General features: G+C 55.1%; 12 protein-coding genes and 1 riboswitch. Of the genes, 3 read left to right on the top strand and 9 right to left on the bottom strand.

Going from position 1 to position 15,379, the window contains the following annotated elements; translation table 11 throughout:
- Window positions 1-121: 121 nt before the first annotated feature.
- Both polB and ACFK9X_RS04905 read right to left on the bottom strand, forming a co-directional pair.
- Window positions 122-2,473: a DNA polymerase II gene (polB, locus tag ACFK9X_RS04900; protein ID WP_000035715.1), complete on the bottom strand. Its 2,352-nt coding sequence runs from the start codon at window positions 2,471-2,473 to the stop codon at window positions 122-124.
- Window positions 2,474-2,516: 43 nt separating this feature from the next.
- Window positions 2,517-3,137 carry a YdcF family protein gene (locus tag ACFK9X_RS04905; protein ID WP_017441567.1) on the bottom strand — a complete coding sequence of 207 codons (621 nt, stop codon included), beginning with the start codon at window positions 3,135-3,137 and terminating at the stop codon, window positions 2,517-2,519.
- 517 nt (window positions 3,138-3,654) lie between these two features.
- Between ACFK9X_RS04905 and ACFK9X_RS04910 the strand changes: the two genes are divergently transcribed.
- Window positions 3,655-4,074, top strand: a complete 420-nt coding sequence (locus tag ACFK9X_RS04910) for a DUF4751 family protein (RefSeq protein WP_151115740.1) — start codon at window positions 3,655-3,657, stop codon at window positions 4,072-4,074.
- A 5-nt stretch (window positions 4,075-4,079) separates the two neighbouring features.
- On the opposite strand, the gene araD is transcribed toward ACFK9X_RS04910, so the two are convergent.
- From araD to araB, 3 genes are all read right to left on the bottom strand, one after another.
- The gene (gene araD, locus ACFK9X_RS04915) at window positions 4,080-4,775 is read right to left on the bottom strand and encodes an L-ribulose-5-phosphate 4-epimerase (RefSeq protein ID WP_015406121.1); all 696 of its coding nucleotides are present in this window, start codon (window positions 4,773-4,775) and stop codon (window positions 4,080-4,082) included.
- A gap of 140 nt (window positions 4,776-4,915) precedes the next feature.
- Window positions 4,916-6,418: an L-arabinose isomerase gene (gene araA / locus ACFK9X_RS04920; RefSeq protein ID WP_000151697.1), complete on the bottom strand. Its 1,503-nt coding sequence runs from the start codon at window positions 6,416-6,418 to the stop codon at window positions 4,916-4,918.
- 10 nt (window positions 6,419-6,428) lie between these two features.
- Window positions 6,429-8,138 carry a ribulokinase gene (araB, locus tag ACFK9X_RS04925; protein WP_151115743.1) on the bottom strand — a complete coding sequence of 570 codons (1,710 nt, stop codon included), beginning with the start codon at window positions 8,136-8,138 and terminating at the stop codon, window positions 6,429-6,431.
- Window positions 8,139-8,477: 339 nt separating this feature from the next.
- On the opposite strand from araB, the gene araC reads away from it, so the two are divergent.
- Window positions 8,478-9,323, top strand: coding sequence for an arabinose operon transcriptional regulator AraC (gene araC / locus ACFK9X_RS04930; RefSeq protein WP_000852387.1), 846 nt, complete (start codon window positions 8,478-8,480; stop codon window positions 9,321-9,323).
- Between the two features lie 118 nt (window positions 9,324-9,441).
- On the top strand, window positions 9,442-10,209 hold the full coding sequence (locus ACFK9X_RS04935; protein ID WP_001148369.1) for a DedA family protein: 768 nt from the start codon (window positions 9,442-9,444) through the stop codon (window positions 10,207-10,209).
- A 38-nt stretch (window positions 10,210-10,247) separates the two neighbouring features.
- Here ACFK9X_RS04935 and thiQ read toward each other — a convergent pair whose 3' ends face one another.
- The 4 genes from thiQ to sgrR all read right to left on the bottom strand — a co-directional run bounded on the left by thiQ (window position 10,248) and on the right by sgrR (window position 15,344).
- Entirely contained in the window at window positions 10,248-10,955 is a 708-nt protein-coding gene (gene thiQ, locus ACFK9X_RS04940) for a thiamine ABC transporter ATP-binding protein ThiQ (protein ID WP_000915965.1), read from the bottom strand.
- Window positions 10,939-12,549 carry a thiamine/thiamine pyrophosphate ABC transporter permease ThiP gene (gene thiP, locus ACFK9X_RS04945; RefSeq protein WP_000235635.1) on the bottom strand — a complete coding sequence of 537 codons (1,611 nt, stop codon included), beginning with the start codon at window positions 12,547-12,549 and terminating at the stop codon, window positions 10,939-10,941. The genes thiQ and thiP overlap by 17 nt, the downstream gene beginning before the upstream one ends.
- A complete protein-coding gene (thiB, locus tag ACFK9X_RS04950) occupies window positions 12,525-13,508 on the bottom strand; it encodes a thiamine ABC transporter substrate binding subunit (protein WP_000915326.1) in 984 nt (327 codons plus the stop codon). Before thiB ends, thiP begins: the two co-directional genes overlap by 25 nt.
- Before the next feature lie 31 nt (window positions 13,509-13,539).
- Window positions 13,540-13,639, bottom strand: a riboswitch (TPP riboswitch).
- A 46-nt stretch (window positions 13,640-13,685) separates the two neighbouring features.
- Window positions 13,686-15,344, bottom strand: a complete 1,659-nt coding sequence (sgrR, locus tag ACFK9X_RS04955) for an HTH-type transcriptional regulator SgrR (protein ID WP_017441564.1) — start codon at window positions 15,342-15,344, stop codon at window positions 13,686-13,688.
- Window positions 15,345-15,379: the final 35 nt, after the last annotated feature.

Raw genomic sequence — 15,379 nt, forward strand, 5'->3', positions numbered from 1 at the left:
GACAGCACTGGATAATTGCGAGTATACGACCCCGCTACCAGGCTAATGTGGTAGTGGCGTTAATTAGGTCCAGGAATGGAAAGGGCGCTATGGTACTGGAAGGCGGCGCTTTCGTCACGCGTCAAAATAACCCCAGTTGCCCGGTCAGTAGTGTAGCAAAATTATCTTCAACGAAGGGAAGAATTCCTTCCGCCACGGGTTGTAGCTGGCGGGTAAGATAGTGTTCGTAATCCAGCGGCGACTGCTGGTAATCCACGGGCTCGGGGCCGTTAACAGTCCAGACATATTTTATGGCGCCGCGATTCTGGTACTGCGCCGGACGACCCTGCTTCAGGTTTTGTTCATCCGCCAGCCGGGCGGCGCGAACGTGCGGCGGAACGTTACGTTGGTACTCATGTAAAGGGCGACGCAGACGCTTACGATAAACCAGCTGTGCGTCCAGTTCGCCCGCCATCAGTTTATCGATAGTCTCGCGCACATAGTCTTGATAAGGTTCATTGCGAAAAACACGCAGATACAGCTCCTGTTGAAAGCGCTGCGCCAGCGGCGTCCAGTCGGTCCGCACCGTTTCCAGACCTTTAAATACCATGCGCTGGCTGTCGCCTTCCTGAATCAGGCCCGCGTAGCGTTTTTTACTGCCAGTATCCGCGCCGCGGATGGTCGGCATCAGAAAACGGCAAAAGTGGGTTTCAAACTCCAGCTCCAGCGCGCTGGTCAAATTTTGCTGTTGTAACGTCTGCGCCCACCATTCGTTCACGTGACGCACCAGCCTGTGCCCGATTTCCGCCGCATCGGCTTCTGAATGCGCGCGCCGGAGCCAGACGAAAGTGGAATCGGTATCGCCATAAATCACGTCATAACCCTGCGCCTCAATCAGCGCTTTGGTCTGGCGCATAATCGCATGACCGCGCATGGTGATTGACGACGCCAGACGGGGATCGAAAAAGCGACAGGCCGTGGTGCCGAGTACGCCATAAAAGGCGTTCATAATGATTTTAAGCGCCTGCGAGAGCGGTTTATTGCCCTGACGTTTGGCTTCATCGCGCCCGTGCCAGATTTGGCTAACAATTTCCGGCAGGCAGTGCTTTTCTCGTGAAAACCAGGCGTCAAGGAAACCTTCGGTACTGTGTTCCGGATCCGGCTGCGCCATGCCTTCGACCAGCCCGACGGGATCAATCAAAAACGTGCGGATAATCGACGGGTACAGGCTTTTATAATCCAGCACCAGTACTGAATCGTATAATCCGGGTTGTGAATCCATTACGTAGCCGCCGGGACTTGCCAGCGGCGGCACTTCGCCGAGATTGGGCGCGACATAGCCGGCGCGGTGCATTCGCGGAAAGTAAAGATGCCCGAATGCGGCGACCGAACCGCCGTGGCGATCGACCGGCAGGCCGTTGATCGTCGCGCGTTCCAGCAAAAACGGCATGATCTCGGTTTTATGGAAAATGCGCGTGACCAGCTCGCAGTCTTTCAGGTTGTAGGTGGCGAGGGCGGGTTTATCCTGGGCAAAGCGGCGATCGATCTCATCCATACGATCCCAGGGATTATCAATGGATTTTCCTTCGCCGAGCAGTTCCTGCGAGACGGCTTCCAGCGAAAAAGACGAAAAATTCCAGAACGCGGATTTAAGCGCGTCGATACCATCGATAATGACTCGCCCTCTGGCCTGGGCGAAAAAAACGCCGTTTTTGAAGCCATGTTCGCGCCACTCCAGTTCGCTATTGTCTCGCCCCAGCCGTAAAGGGATACGGTAGCGTTCGGCATGTTTTTGCAGCATACGCAGGTCGAACTGCACCACGTTCCAGCCGATGATGACGTCAGGATCATGTTCGGCAAACCAGGCGTTGAGTTTTTCCAGCAGCTGCGGGCGGCTGGCGACATACACAAGCTCGAAGTCCAGTTGGCGGTCATCGCCATTCGCCGGGCCCAGCATATAAACGGTACGCTGGCCGCAGCCTTCCAGACCAATGCAATACAGTTCGCCGTGTCGCGTGGTTTCGATATCCAGCGAGACCCATTTTAGCGGCGGTCGATAGTCGGGGTGGGGTTTAAGACGCGCATTGCGGATAACGCCGTTGCGCATCTCGCCGTCTACCCAAACGGGCGACGTAATAAAACGCTCCATCAGGTAACGTTCCGGCGGGCGTACATCCGCTTCATAAACGGTGACGCCGTTTTCGCGCAGCAGTTTCTCCATCCGCATAAGCTGGCGGTGAGTACGGCAATACAGACCGGATACCGGCTGACGATGAAAGTCTCGCAGCTGGAGCGGCGTCAGGCGATAGTCTTTTTCCGCCTGTAGCAGCGAGGCGGCGCGGGAGGTCTGGCTGGTCGGAATAAACGCCACGGACTCTTGCGGTGCCAGCGTTGCCTGCACAGGGCCGTTGTCTGTCGCCAGCCAGAAAGAGACCTCCGTCCCTTGCGGCGTATCCCGCCAGTGCCGGGTTAAAATGAAACCTGCCTGCGCCACGATGATTACCTGTCTAAAAAATTCACGCTAATTATAACCTGTTTTAGGGAGTAATACTGTTATTTTGTACAGGCATATAACGTAAAAGCCGATATCCGCTGTAATAAAAAGTTTCTCGCAGTAAGAAGCGGGTTTTCGCCCACCAGGATTTATAGCGGGTGGATCGCGTGGGTGATGAGCGGCTATCGATACCATTATCCTGAGCGATAGTTTTCAGACGCAGCATATGCAGCGGATCGCTGACCAGTAACGCTGTGCGCCATTGTTGTTGTCGCAGTATCTGTTTTGCGTAACGAATATTTTCGCGCGTCACGGTAGAGCGCTCTTCAATAAAAATTGCCTTAGCCGGAATCCCTTTTTCCAGAACGTATTGACGGGCTATCGCCGCGTCGGAAACCGTTGCGCCAGCGCCGTAGCCGCCGGTTAATACCAACGCGCGGACAATGTGTTGTTGGTAAAGCCAGATGGCATGATCCAGTCTGGCCTTAAAAACGGGAGAAGGCGTTTTTCCGCTAACGCCTGCTCCTGCGACAATCGCGCAGTCAGCTACGCGCGTCTGGTTTTGCTGACTGAACTGATAAATAGCGATGGCGTTATGGATAAACACCGTAGCCATAATGAGAATTATGCCTGCCGCGATTCTGATGATGTAGCGATATTTCATGAATGAGTTCGTTCCCCATGACGGGTGTAATGGATATTTTAACGATAAAAGGGCTTTTAGCGTCAGATATTTTTGCTGACGTCTATTTATCAATATAATGATGCCGGTATATACAGCAGATATAATTATCCTATAACTGCTAATTTTGAATCATGTTTATTTACAATTTTTACCCATGTATTAGTTGTTTTGTGTCAAGTCTGTTTTCATACATTCAGTATTTTTCAGAAAGGCGCTTGTTCGAATCTGTTACTTATTTCTCGGATTAACAAAAAAGCGATATTTTTTGTTTGTTTTAATTAATGAAAAGTGTAACAATTTCATTTGGAACATCCGCACCGTCAGGTAGAAATATAATATTCCAATTGGCCTCTATGGTTAAATAAAAATGGATTACAGTGCGAATTCGTCGGGAACTCTCTGCATAATTTAATTTTTATTTTAGAATATAATTTTATTTTGACTTTCGGGTGCGGGTGTTTTTATCAAAATTTGTGGTATTCGGGAATGATCTTTTATGAATGTGAGTATGCAGGCGCGTCTGGTAGGGAACGACCGTTATCTTTTCGTCAATACTCAACGCGCTAACCCTTCCATAAAAACCGTGAGTCGATTTTTTGAGTATAAAACATGGACAGAACAGATTTGGCGTACCGAATTTATTGAAAACGGCAATGCTTTTTTTCACTGGCAAGGACACGACAGAAAAAACGGACATCGGGATACCATTATTAATTATCTGTTAAATGGGCAACGCTGGCAGTCAACAATCGAGGATTATATTTTCTTCCATGCGCTGGAAGGAAAAGTGTTGCAGGGATATTATGATAATATTATTGAATATGTGAGTTCTGATCATTACGTCTATCAAAGCGCATTTGCTGAATATATCACCGACCAGACTCATCAACGCGCCCCCCATGGGACGCGTTTTTAGAGGCATTACTGCCCGTAATAGGCTTTTGCGCCATGTTTGCGTAGATAGTGTTTATCCAGCAGGGATTGCTGCATGTCGGGCAACTGCGGCGCAAGCTGGCGGCAGAAGATCCCCATATAGGCCACTTCTTCCAGCACGATGGCGTTATGCACTGCATCCTCGGCATTTTTACCCCAGGCAAACGGGCCGTGCGAATGGACAAGCACGCCGGGCATTTGAGCGGCGTCAATGCCTTTTTTTTCAAAGGCTTCAACAATGACATTGCCCGTTTCCCATTCATACTCGCCATTAATTTCCGCCTCGGTCATTTTGCGAGTGCAGGGAATCGTACCGTAGAAATAGTCGGCGTGGGTGGTGCCCGTCGCCGGAATCGGCTGACCCGCCTGCGCCCAGATAGTCGCGTGGCGCGAATGGGTGTGTACGATGCCGCCGATAGTCGGAAATGCCTGATATAACAAACGGTGAGTTGGCGTATCGGACGACGGTTTCTTATGACCTTCAACGACTTCACCGGTCTCCAGGCTGACCACCACCATATCGTCAGCGGTCATGACGCTATAATCGACGCCGGACGGCTTAATCACCAATACGCCGCGTTCGCGATCGACGGCGCTAACATTACCCCAGGTGAGGGTGACCAGGTTGTGTTTTGGCAGCGCCAGATTGGCTTCCAGTACCTGGCGTTTGAGATCTTCTAACATTGTTTTCTCCCTGCCGGATGGCGCTTCGCTTATCCGGCCTACGAGTGACGGTGTGCCGGATGGCGACATAAATGCCTTATTCGGCCTACAGGACCGTAGGCCCGGTAAACGCAGTGCCACCGGGCATTCAGACTCCACTTTTAGCGTTTTAAACCGTAATACACCTCGTTCCAGCGCAGCGCGTCCTTAAAGGCTGGCAGACGGGTATCGTTATCAATCACCGCGATTTCGATATCGTGTATTTCTGCAAACTGGCGCATATCGTTCAGATCCAGCGCGTGGCTGAAGACGGTATGGTGCGCGCCGCCAGCCAGAATCCACGCTTCGGAGGCGGTCGGCAGATCCGGCTGCGCCTTCCACAGCGCGTTAGCCACCGGCAGTTTCGGCAGGGAGTGCGGCGTTTTTACGGTGTCAATGCAGTTGACCAGCAGGCGATAACGATCGCCGAGGTCGATCAGGCTGGCGACGATCGCCGGGCCGGTTTGGGTATTGAAAATCAAACGCGCCGGATCTTCCTTGCCGCCAATCCCGAGGTGCTGGACGTCAAGGATCGGTTTCTCTTCCACCGCGATGGAGGGACACACCTCCAGCATGTGCGAGCCGAGCACCAGATCGTTGCCTTTCTCGAAGTGGTAGGTGTAATCCTCCATAAATGAGGTGCCGCCCTGCAGACCGGTTGACATCACTTTCATAATGCGAAGCAGAGCGGCGGTTTTCCAGTCGCCTTCGCCCGCAAAGCCGTAGCCCTGCTGCATCAGACGCTGTACGGCCAGACCCGGAAGTTGTTTCAGACCGTGTAAATCTTCAAAGGTAGTAGTGAATGCGTGGAATCCGCCCTGTTCCAGGAAACGCTTCATACCGAGTTCAATGCGCGCCGCTTCCCGCACGTTCTGGCGTTTATCACCGTGGATCCGGGTGGCGGGCGTCAGGGTATAGCTGCTTTCATACTCGTCAATCAGAGCGTTGATATCGCCGTCGCCGATGGAATTCACCACCTGCACCAGATCGCCGACCGCCCAGGTATTGACCGAAAAGCCAAATTTGATTTGCGCGGCCACTTTATCACCGTCAGTCACTGCGACTTCACGCATGTTGTCGCCGAAGCGGCAGACTTTTAGCTGGCGGGTATCCTGTTTAGAGACCGCCTGGCGCATCCAGGCGCCGATACGCGTATGGGCCTCTTTATCCTGCCAGTGACCAGTGACGACCGCGTGCTGCTGACGCATCCGCGCGCCGATAAAACCGAACTCACGACCGCCGTGCGCAGTCTGGTTCAGGTTCATAAAGTCCATATCGATGCTGTCCCACGGCAGGGCGGCGTTAAATTGGGTATGGAATTGCAGTAGTGGTTTGTTAAGGATACTCAGCCCGTTGATCCACATTTTGGCCGGGGAGAAGGTGTGCAGCCAGACCACCAGCCCTGCGCAGCGATCGTCATAATTGGCGTCACGACAAATAGCGGTAATCTCATCCGGCGAGGTGCCCAGCGGTTTTAATACCAGTTTACATGGCAGTTTGGCTTCGGTATTCAGCGCGTTGACCACATGCTCGGCATGTTGAGTGACCTGACGCAGGGTTTCTGCGCCATACAAATGCTGGCTGCCAATCACAAACCATACTTCATAATTATCAAAAATCGTCATTGTCGTGTCCTTAATGAGTCAGGATTGCCTGATTGGCCGGGGTCGTTGGCGCCGGCGCGGCAGTCGGAAGATAATGTTGTTCTGCGCTTAGCGCCCACTGCTGGTAGCGGCGGTAAAGCTGTTCGAGGCGTTGCGCCTGTTCAGGGCGGGGACGCAGAGTGCGTTCTACCGCGCTTGCCATGCTTTGCTGGGCGGCAGGAATATCGGCATGGACTTTCGCAGCGACGGCGGCAAAGATAGCGGCGCCTAATGCGCAACACTGGTCGGAAGCGACGATCTGCAACGGACGATTCAGTACGTCGCAGCAGACCTGCATAATGACCTGATTTTTACGGGCGATGCCGCCAAGCGCCATCACGTTATTGACCGCGATACCCTGCTCGGTAAAACACTCCTGAATGGCGCGCGCGCCGAAGGCGGTCGAAGCTACCAGACCGCCAAACAGCGCTGGCGCGTCGGTGGCGAGATTGAGATCGGTAATGACGCCTTTCAGACGCTGATTAGCGTTTGGCGTGCGGCGACCGTTAAACCAGTCGAGCACCACCGGCAGGTGATCCAGGGACGGATTTTTCGCCCAGGCGTTGGTGAGCGCTGGCAGTAGCTGCTTCTGGCTGGCGTTAATCTGGGTTTTCAGTTCCGGGTGCTGCGCGGCAAGTTGTTCCAGCGGCCAGCTCAACACGCGGCTAAACCAGGCGTAGATGTCGCCGAAAGCGGACTGGCCCGCTTCCAGACCGATAAAGTTCGGCACCACGCTGCCGTCAACCTGACCGCAAATGCCTTTCACGGCGCGATCCCCGACGCTCTGTTTATCCGCAATCAGAATGTCGCAGGTAGACGTGCCGATGACTTTTACCAGCGTATTGGGCTGTGCGCCCGCGCCGACCGCGCCCATGTGACAGTCGAACGCGCCGCCGGAAATCACCACGCTTTCCGGCAAGCCGAGGCGCTGCGCCCATTCGGCGCACAGGGTGCTCACGGGCAGATCGGCGGTGAAGGTTTCGCTAAATAACGGGGAGCGCAGATGACGGTTAATGCACGGATCGAGTTCATCAAAGAAGCTCGCGGGCGGCAGACCGCCCCAGCTTTCATGCCACAGTGTTTTGTGCCCGGCGCTGCAGCGGCCACGGCGGATATCCTGCGGGCGAGTGGTGCCCGAAAGCAGCGCCGGCACCCAGTCACACAGTTCAATCCACGAGACGGCGGCCTGCGCGACGGCGCTATCCTGGCGGGTGACGTGCAGAATCTTCGCCCAGAACCATTCGCTGGAGTAAATGCCGCCAATATAGCGGGAGTAGTCGACCTTGCCTGGCTTATGGCACAGACGAGTGATTTCGTCGGCTTCTTCCACGGCGGTGTGATCTTTCCACAGCACAAACATCGCATTCGGGTTCTCGGCGAACTCCGGACGCAGCGCCAGGACGTTACCGTCGGCGTCAATCGGCGCTGGCGTAGAACCGGTGCTGTCAACGCCAATGCCAACGACATTTGCGCGTTGCGCGGCGCTTAATTGTGCCAGAACGGCTTTCAGCGCGGCCTCCATTGACTCCATGTAGTCGCGCGGATGATGACGGAACTGGTTGTTCGGGCCGTCGCAATAACGGCCTTCTTGCCAGCGCGGATACCACTCTACGCTGGTGGCGATCTCGTCGCCGGTGGCGCAGTCCACTGCCAGAGCGCGCACTGAATCACTGCCAAAATCGAGGCCAATTGCAATTGCCATCGTCTTACTCCATCCAGAAAAACAGGTATGGAGAAATAGTAGAGAGTCGCGGCAAAAACCGTCAGGCAGGATCCGCTAATCTTATGGACAAAAATGCTAATGCTTTGCAAAGTGTGACGCTGTGCAAATATTCAATGTGGACATTCCAGCCATAGTTATAGACACTTCTGTTACTTAATTTTATCGCCTGAACTGTACGCTTTTGTTACAAAGCGCTTTTCACAAGCGGGGTTGATACGTGCTTTCATCAAGCGCAAGGTCTTGCGGAGACGGAAGCTCTGTCGTCCTGGTCAATATGGACAATTTGTTTCTTCTCTGAACATCGGGGGTAGAGAAATCATGGCTGAAACGCAAAATGATCCGCTATTGCCGGGATATTCATTTAATGCCCATCTGGTCGCCGGGCTGACGCCAATTGAAGCGAATGGATATCTGGATTTTTTTATCGATCGTCCGTTGGGCATGAAGGGATATATTCTTAACCTGACCATCCGCGGAGAGGGCGTCATTAATAATAATGGCGAGCAGTTTGTCTGTCGGCCTGGAGATATATTATTGTTTCCGCCGGGCGAGATTCATCACTATGGACGGCATCCGGACGCCAGCGAGTGGTATCACCAGTGGGTTTATTTCCGGCCTCGCGCCTACTGGCAGGAGTGGCTGACCTGGCCGACAATCTTTGCCCAGACAGGATTTTTCCGCCCGGACGAGGCGCGCCAGCCGCATTTCAGCGAACTGTTCGGGCAGATCATCAGCGCCGGGCAAGGGGAAGGTCGCTATTCTGAGCTACTGGCGATCAATCTGCTGGAGCAGTTGTTGCTCAGACGTATGGCGGTAATTAATGAGTCGTTGCATCCGCCGATGGATAGCCGTGTGCGCGATGCCTGCCAGTATATCAGCGACCATCTGGCGGACAGCCATTTTGATATCGCCAGCGTCGCCCAGCATGTCTGCCTGTCGCCCTCCCGGTTATCGCATCTGTTCCGCCAGCAGTTAGGCATTAGCGTATTGAGCTGGCGCGAAGATCAGCGTATCAGCCAGGCGAAACTTCTGCTTAGCACTACGCGAATGCCGATAGCGACCGTTGGGCGCAATGTTGGATTTGACGATCAGCTCTATTTTTCGCGGGTATTTAAAAAATGCACCGGGGCAAGTCCTAGCGAGTTCAGGGCCGGATGTGAATAAAAAGTGAATGATGTGTCCACAAAGATGTCATAAGCCGTAACTATTCGGATAATTGACGGCTTGACGAAGGGGGACGGGGTAAGCAGAATCCCTGCTTCATCACGCTGACGGACACACTATGCAAGCACTGCTGGAACACTTTATCACCCAATCCACTCTGTATTCGCTTATCGCCGTGTTGCTGGTCGCCTTCCTGGAATCGCTGGCGCTGGTGGGGTTGATTTTACCCGGCACGGTACTGATGGCGGGGCTGGGCGCGCTTATCGGCAGCGGCGAGCTCAATTTTTGGCATGCCTGGCTGGTGGGTATTATCGGCTGTCTGATGGGCGACTGGATTTCGTTCTGGCTGGGGTGGCGCTTTAAAAAGCCGCTACACCGCTGGTCTTTTATGAAAAAGAACAAGTCGCTGCTGGATAAAACCGAACACGCGCTGCATCAGCACAGTATGTTCACGATCCTGGTCGGACGTTTTGTCGGTCCGACGAGGCCGCTGGTGCCGATGGTGGCAGGGATGCTGGATCTTCCCGTAGCGAAATTTATTGGGCCGAACTTGATTGGCTGTTTGCTGTGGCCGCCGTTTTATTTCCTGCCGGGCATTCTGGCGGGAGCGGCAATCGATATTCCTTCCGATATGCAGAGCGGAGATTTCAAATGGCTGCTGCTGGCGACGGCGTTGCTGCTGTGGGTCGGAGGCTGGCTATGCTGGCGGCTGTGGCGCAGCGGCAAAGCGGCAGTCGATCGTTTAACCGCGTATTTCCCCCGCAGCCGTTTGCTGTATCTGGCGCCGTTGACGCTCGGGATCGGCGTGGTCGCGCTGGTGGTGCTGGTTCGCCACCCGCTGATGCCGGTATATATCGATATTCTGCGCAAAGTTGTGGGTTACTAACGATTCCTTTGCCGGATGGCGGCTTCGCCTTATCCGGCCTACAAAATATGGGATTTGATGCCCAATAGCGCTGAGGCGCTGGCTTGACCGCTTAGTAGCTCGTCTGTTTTGCCTTGCCACGCAATGCGTCCGTCGGCCACGACGATTGACCGGGGCGCAATTCGCGCCGCATCTTCCACGCTGTGCGAGACCATCAACAGCGTGAGCTGTCGCTCGCGGCAGATATCGCTGACCAACGTCAGCATCTCCTGGCGCAGCGCGGGATCGAGCGCGGAGAACGGTTCATCCAGCAGCAGTACCGGCTGTTCACGTACCAGGCAGCGCGCCAGCGCTACCCGCTGACGCTGGCCGCCGGACAGTTCGCCCGGTAAACGCGTCATCAGACTCTCAATGCCCATCTGATGTGCGATAGCGTCCCGTTTTTCCCGCTGGCTGGCGTTGAGCGTTAACCCAGGGTTTAGCCCCAGACCGATATTTTGCTGCACATTCAGGTGGCTGAATAAATTATTCTCCTGAAACAGCATTGAGACCGGACGGCGTGAGGGCGGCGTAAGCGTATGATCGTCGCCGGCAATCAGTAGCGTACCGCTGGCAGGCGCAAGAAAACCGGCAATTAAATTCAACAACGTGCTTTTCCCCGCGCCGCTGGGGCCAAGAATCGCCACCTGCTCGCCGCGTTCTACCGCCAGCGTAAAACGCATCGGCAAATGATGGTAAAGCCAGGTGATATCAATCAGTTTTAGCATGTCGGCCCGGTAGTTTCTCTATGAGGGTAAATAACGTAAAGCAGAGCAGCAATAGTATCAGCGCGGTCACCGCGCCGTCCTGGCTGCGGTAGGAGCCGATCTGCTGATACAGATAAAACGGCAGCGTGCGGAAATTGTCATTGCCGAAAAGCGCGACGACGCCAAAATCACCGATAGAAAGTACGCAGGCAAACGCCAGCGCCTGCGCCAGCGGACGTTTCAGCGCCCGCAGTTCCACGACCTTTAACCGCGACCAGCCTTCAATTCCTAATGACTGGCACAGCATTCCATAACGGGCGGTAATATCGCGCATTGGGTTTTCCAGGACTTTTAGCGCGTAGGGGATTGCCATCAGCGCATTGGTGAAAATCACGATGCCGTCGGCGGATTCCGGTAAGCCAACGCTGTTATTGAGCAGTAAAAAGAAGCCTGTCGCCAGCACGATCCCCGGCATCGCGAGGATCAACATCCCGCTGAGTTCCAGCGTTTGTCCGGCGAATAGTTGCTGGCGTTGGCGTAGCTCGCGGCTACTCCACAGCAGCATCATGGTCAGCACCACACACAGAACGCCCGCCGCCAGCGCAATGCGTAGCGATGTCCAGACAGCCTGCCACAGAATGGGTTGCGCCAGCACCTCCGGCAGGCTGCGGTTGACGCCATCGACCACCACGGCGACCAGCGGCGGAAGCAGCAGCAGCAGCGCCAGCACGATTAATAAGGCGTCCGTCAGACGGCTGTGGAGACGATCGTCAGGATCGCGCCAGCCCTGCGTCAGCGTCATCCCCGGCGCAATCGCTTTGCTCAACCGTTGGCTTAGCAGTACCAGCGCCAGGCAGCAGACCATCTGGATTAATGCCAGCATCGCCGCGCGGGCGGGATCGTAGTCATAACTGAGCGCCTGAAAGATAGCCAGCTCGATAGTGGTGGCCTGCGGGCCGCCGCCGAGCGACAGAACCGTTGCGAAACTGGCGAAGCAGAGCATAAAAATCAGCGCCGCGACGGGCGGAATTTGGCGGCGCAGCCACGGCCATTCGACAAAACGGAAAAAATGCCAGCCGCGCATACCGAGCTGGGCGGCGAGCTGGCGCTGCTCGCCGGGGATGCTTTCCAACGATTGCAGCAACAAACGGCTCGCCATTGGCAGGTTAAAAAAGACGTGCGCCAGTAAAATGCCCTGCAAGCCGTAGGGGGAGAATGTCCACTGAAGCCCCAGCATCTGCCACAGCGAGGCCAGCCAGCCCTGACGGCCATACACGCTAAGAATACCGAACACGGCAACCAGTACCGGCAGAATCAGCGTCATGGCGCACAGACGCAGCAGCGCCAGACGTCCAGGAAAACGGCGTCGATAAAGCGCGCGGGCGAGAAAAACCGCCGGGACCACAGACAGCACTGCGGACAGAAACGCCTGCCAGAATGAGAAGCGCACCACATGCCACAGGTAGCTATCCCGCCAGATTGTCGACCACGCGCCCGACGGCGCGTTCAGCCAAAGTGCCAGAAAGGCCGCCAGCGAGACGGTTATCATCAGCGCGGCGGCGCACAGCCCCGGAATCAGCCAGCCGGGAATTAACGGCTGACGGCGCGTTGCCATTCGCTAATCCATGCCTGGCGTTGTGCTGCCACTTGTTGCGGCGTGAATTCCAGCGTTGTGGCGGGTTTTGCCAATGATTCAAACCCTGCTGGTAGGGCGACGTCCGCTACCGGGTACATCCAGTTGCCGGTGGGTATGGCGTTCTGAAACGCCGGAGAAACCATAAATTTGAGGAATTTCTCCGCCAGTTCCGGCTGCTTACTGGCGACGGTACGCGCCGCGACTTCTACCTGTAAGTAATGGCCTTCGCTGAAGTTCGCGGCGGCGTAATTGTCCTTCTTCTCTTCAATAATGTGATACGCCGGAGAGGTGGTGTAACTGAGCACCAAATCGCTTTCACCTTTCAGAAATAAACCGTAGGCCTCGCTCCAGCCTTTCGTCACCGTCACCGTTTTGGCCGCCAGTTTTTGCCAGGCCTGCGGCGCGTTATCGCCATAGACTTTGCGCATCCACAGTAACAGCCCCAGCCCTGGCGTACTGGTACGCGGGTCCTGATAAATCACCCGCCATTTTTGATCGCTCTCGACCAGTTCTTTCAGGCTTTTCGGCGGATTTTTCAGCTTGCTTTTATCGTAGACAAAAGCGAAATAGCCGTAATCGAACGGCACAAATGTGTCGTTTTTCCAGCCGCCGGGCACCTTGACCGCCTCATTCGCCACGCCGCTTTTGGCAAAGAGTTTAGTTTGCGTGGCCGCTTCCAGCAGATTGTTGTCCAGCCCCAACACCACATCGGCTTTGCTGTTCTTCCCCTCCATCCGCAGGCGGTTGAGCAGCGAAACGCCATCCTCCAGCGCCACCAGTTTCAGCTCGCAGTTGCAATCGGCTTCAAACGCTTTTTTCACCGCCGGGCCTGGCCCCCAGTCGGCGGCGAACGAGTCGTAGGTATAGACGGTGAGAACGGGTTTGGCGAAAGCAGGCGCCGCGCACAGGAGTAAAAGCGGAAGATATTTTTTTAACACTTTGCACCTCAGTGAAAGAGTGGCAAAGGACTTGAGAGGTAGCCTCAAATCCCTTCGCCGGCATTATCCGGATCAGGTTCGACGGGTATTTTCTCAGCGCGCGCATGAGCGCGGCACCCCGTTGAGTTCGGCGTTAGTGTAGTGATTTTGTTGCCGGGCAGCAATCAAGAGCTGGCGTTAAGGATCTGGCGGCGCAAACCACGCCGATTTAAAATCAAACCAGCCGAGGGTATTCATGCGCAGCCCGCGCATACTGCGCTGTCCCTGGATAATCAGCCAGTGGTGGATCAGCGGCACAATCGCTTTGTTGGCCAGCAGTTGCTGGCACCAGTTCGCCAGGTTCATCTCGCCAGCGCGCCACTGCGCGGCGTCGTCCTGCCAGTCGCGCGGAATGCAGTTCTGCAAGAGCGGTACTTCGCACAGGTGCGCGAACAGCGAGAAATCCAGCGGCAGCGTAAAGTTAGCGCTATTGAGCCAGATATCGCTTTCGATCTCGCCGGCGTGCCATTGATCGTAGTCGATCTCCTGAATATGCAGATGCACCTGATGTTCAGCCAGAAGCGCGCTCATGATACGGGCGATAACCCGGTGCTCAATGTGTTCGCGATAGAAGGTCAGCGTGAGGGTTTCCAGCCCGGCGGGTTTTTCGCCCGGGCCTGGACGGGCGTGATGCCAGCGCGGTAAAAGCCCATAGGCCGGGAACCAGAGCTGCTGTAGCGGTTCATCGGCATGATAGAGTAAATTGGTGGGGGAGAGGACGTGGCTTACCCATTCTCTGACCTGCGGATGTGCGCCGCGCGGCGTTCTGGCGTCGAATAGTAGGTAATAGCACCCCTCTTCCAGTCGGCTTTCTATCGCTTTTTCACCGCCTTGTATCGGCCCTTCCAGCATCAAGCCGCAGGCCGGTTCTTCACTGATATCCGGCAGTACCCAGACGTTCACTTCGTCTATCAACGCCCGATAGCCGAAGTAATCATCAAAGGCGAGTATCTTGAGCTGGTTTGGCGTATTACGCCGCACGGCATAAGGCCCGGTGCCGATAGGGTGGCTGGCGAAATTAGCCAGCGTTTCCCACTCCCGCGGCAAAATCATCGCCGGGACCTGGCCCAGCAGCCACGGCAACCAGCGATCCGGCTGGGAAAGATGAATATCCAGCGTCCACGCGGTAGGGGAGTCTATCTTTGTGATGTGCGAGTAAAGCGGAAGCGTATTGATACGCGTCAGCGAGGAGATGACATCTTCCATCTCCAGCTCGCGGCCATGATGAAAATGAATGCCGGGGCGCAGGTAGAAGCGCCACAGTAAAGGGGAAATTTGCTGCCAGTGGTGCGCAATGTCCGCTTCCAGTTCCCCGTTTTCCTCATTTACCCGCGTGAGCGAACTGAAAATTTGCCGGGCAATATGAGTTTCCGAGCGACGTAATGCGGTTCCCGGCAGGAGATTGTGCATCGGACGATAGTAAAGAACCCGCAGAATATGCCGCCCCTGGCGGAAGCTGCGTCCCAGATGGGAAATCAGCATTTGCCTGACAGCGCTTTTATCGCCGACCAGTTGTACCAGTTGATCGATTCGATCTTGTTCCAGCAGGTCTTCCGCCCGCTGCTGTTGCAGCGCCAGTCCGGTATACAGGAACGTCAGACGCGAACGCTTTCCGCGTCCAACCTCGGCCTCCCATGTTAGCCAACCGCGCGCCTGCATCGTATTTAGCAGCGTACGCATATGGCGACGCGAACAGTTCAGCAGATCCGCCAGCTCATTAAGCGTGGTGTCTTGCGTTTTACCGTCACAACATTGCCAGAGACGGATAAATTGTTGTTGCAGGCGACCTGAGGGCATAAAAGGGGAACTCCGATGAAAAACTCAGCAATTTT

The organism is Salmonella sp. WC3, assembly GCF_042932255.1.
Taxonomy (GTDB): domain Bacteria; phylum Pseudomonadota; class Gammaproteobacteria; order Enterobacterales; family Enterobacteriaceae; genus Salmonella; species Salmonella enterica.

Bases quoted from the DNA above. Each gene is read 5' to 3' on its own strand.
- araA (WP_000151697.1), bottom strand. From the start codon at position 6,418: ATGACGATTTTTGATAATTATGAAGTATGGTTTGTGATTGGCAGCCAG.
- thiQ (WP_000915965.1), bottom strand. From the start codon at position 10,955: ATGCTAAAACTGATTGATATCACCTGGCTTTACCATCATTTGCCGATG.
- araC (WP_000852387.1), top strand. From the start codon at position 8,478: ATGGCTGAAACGCAAAATGATCCGCTATTGCCGGGATATTCATTTAAT.
- thiP (WP_000235635.1), bottom strand. From the start codon at position 12,549: ATGGCAACGCGCCGTCAGCCGTTAATTCCCGGCTGGCTGATTCCGGGG.
- araB (WP_151115743.1), bottom strand. From the start codon at position 8,138: ATGGCAATTGCAATTGGCCTCGATTTTGGCAGTGATTCAGTGCGCGCT.
- ACFK9X_RS04905 (WP_017441567.1), bottom strand. From the start codon at position 3,137: ATGAAATATCGCTACATCATCAGAATCGCGGCAGGCATAATTCTCATT.
- ACFK9X_RS04935 (WP_001148369.1), top strand. From the start codon at position 9,442: ATGCAAGCACTGCTGGAACACTTTATCACCCAATCCACTCTGTATTCG.
- ACFK9X_RS04910 (WP_151115740.1), top strand. From the start codon at position 3,655: ATGAATGTGAGTATGCAGGCGCGTCTGGTAGGGAACGACCGTTATCTT.
- araD (WP_015406121.1), bottom strand. From the start codon at position 4,775: ATGTTAGAAGATCTCAAACGCCAGGTACTGGAAGCCAATCTGGCGCTG.
- sgrR (WP_017441564.1), bottom strand. From the start codon at position 15,344: ATGCCCTCAGGTCGCCTGCAACAACAATTTATCCGTCTCTGGCAATGT.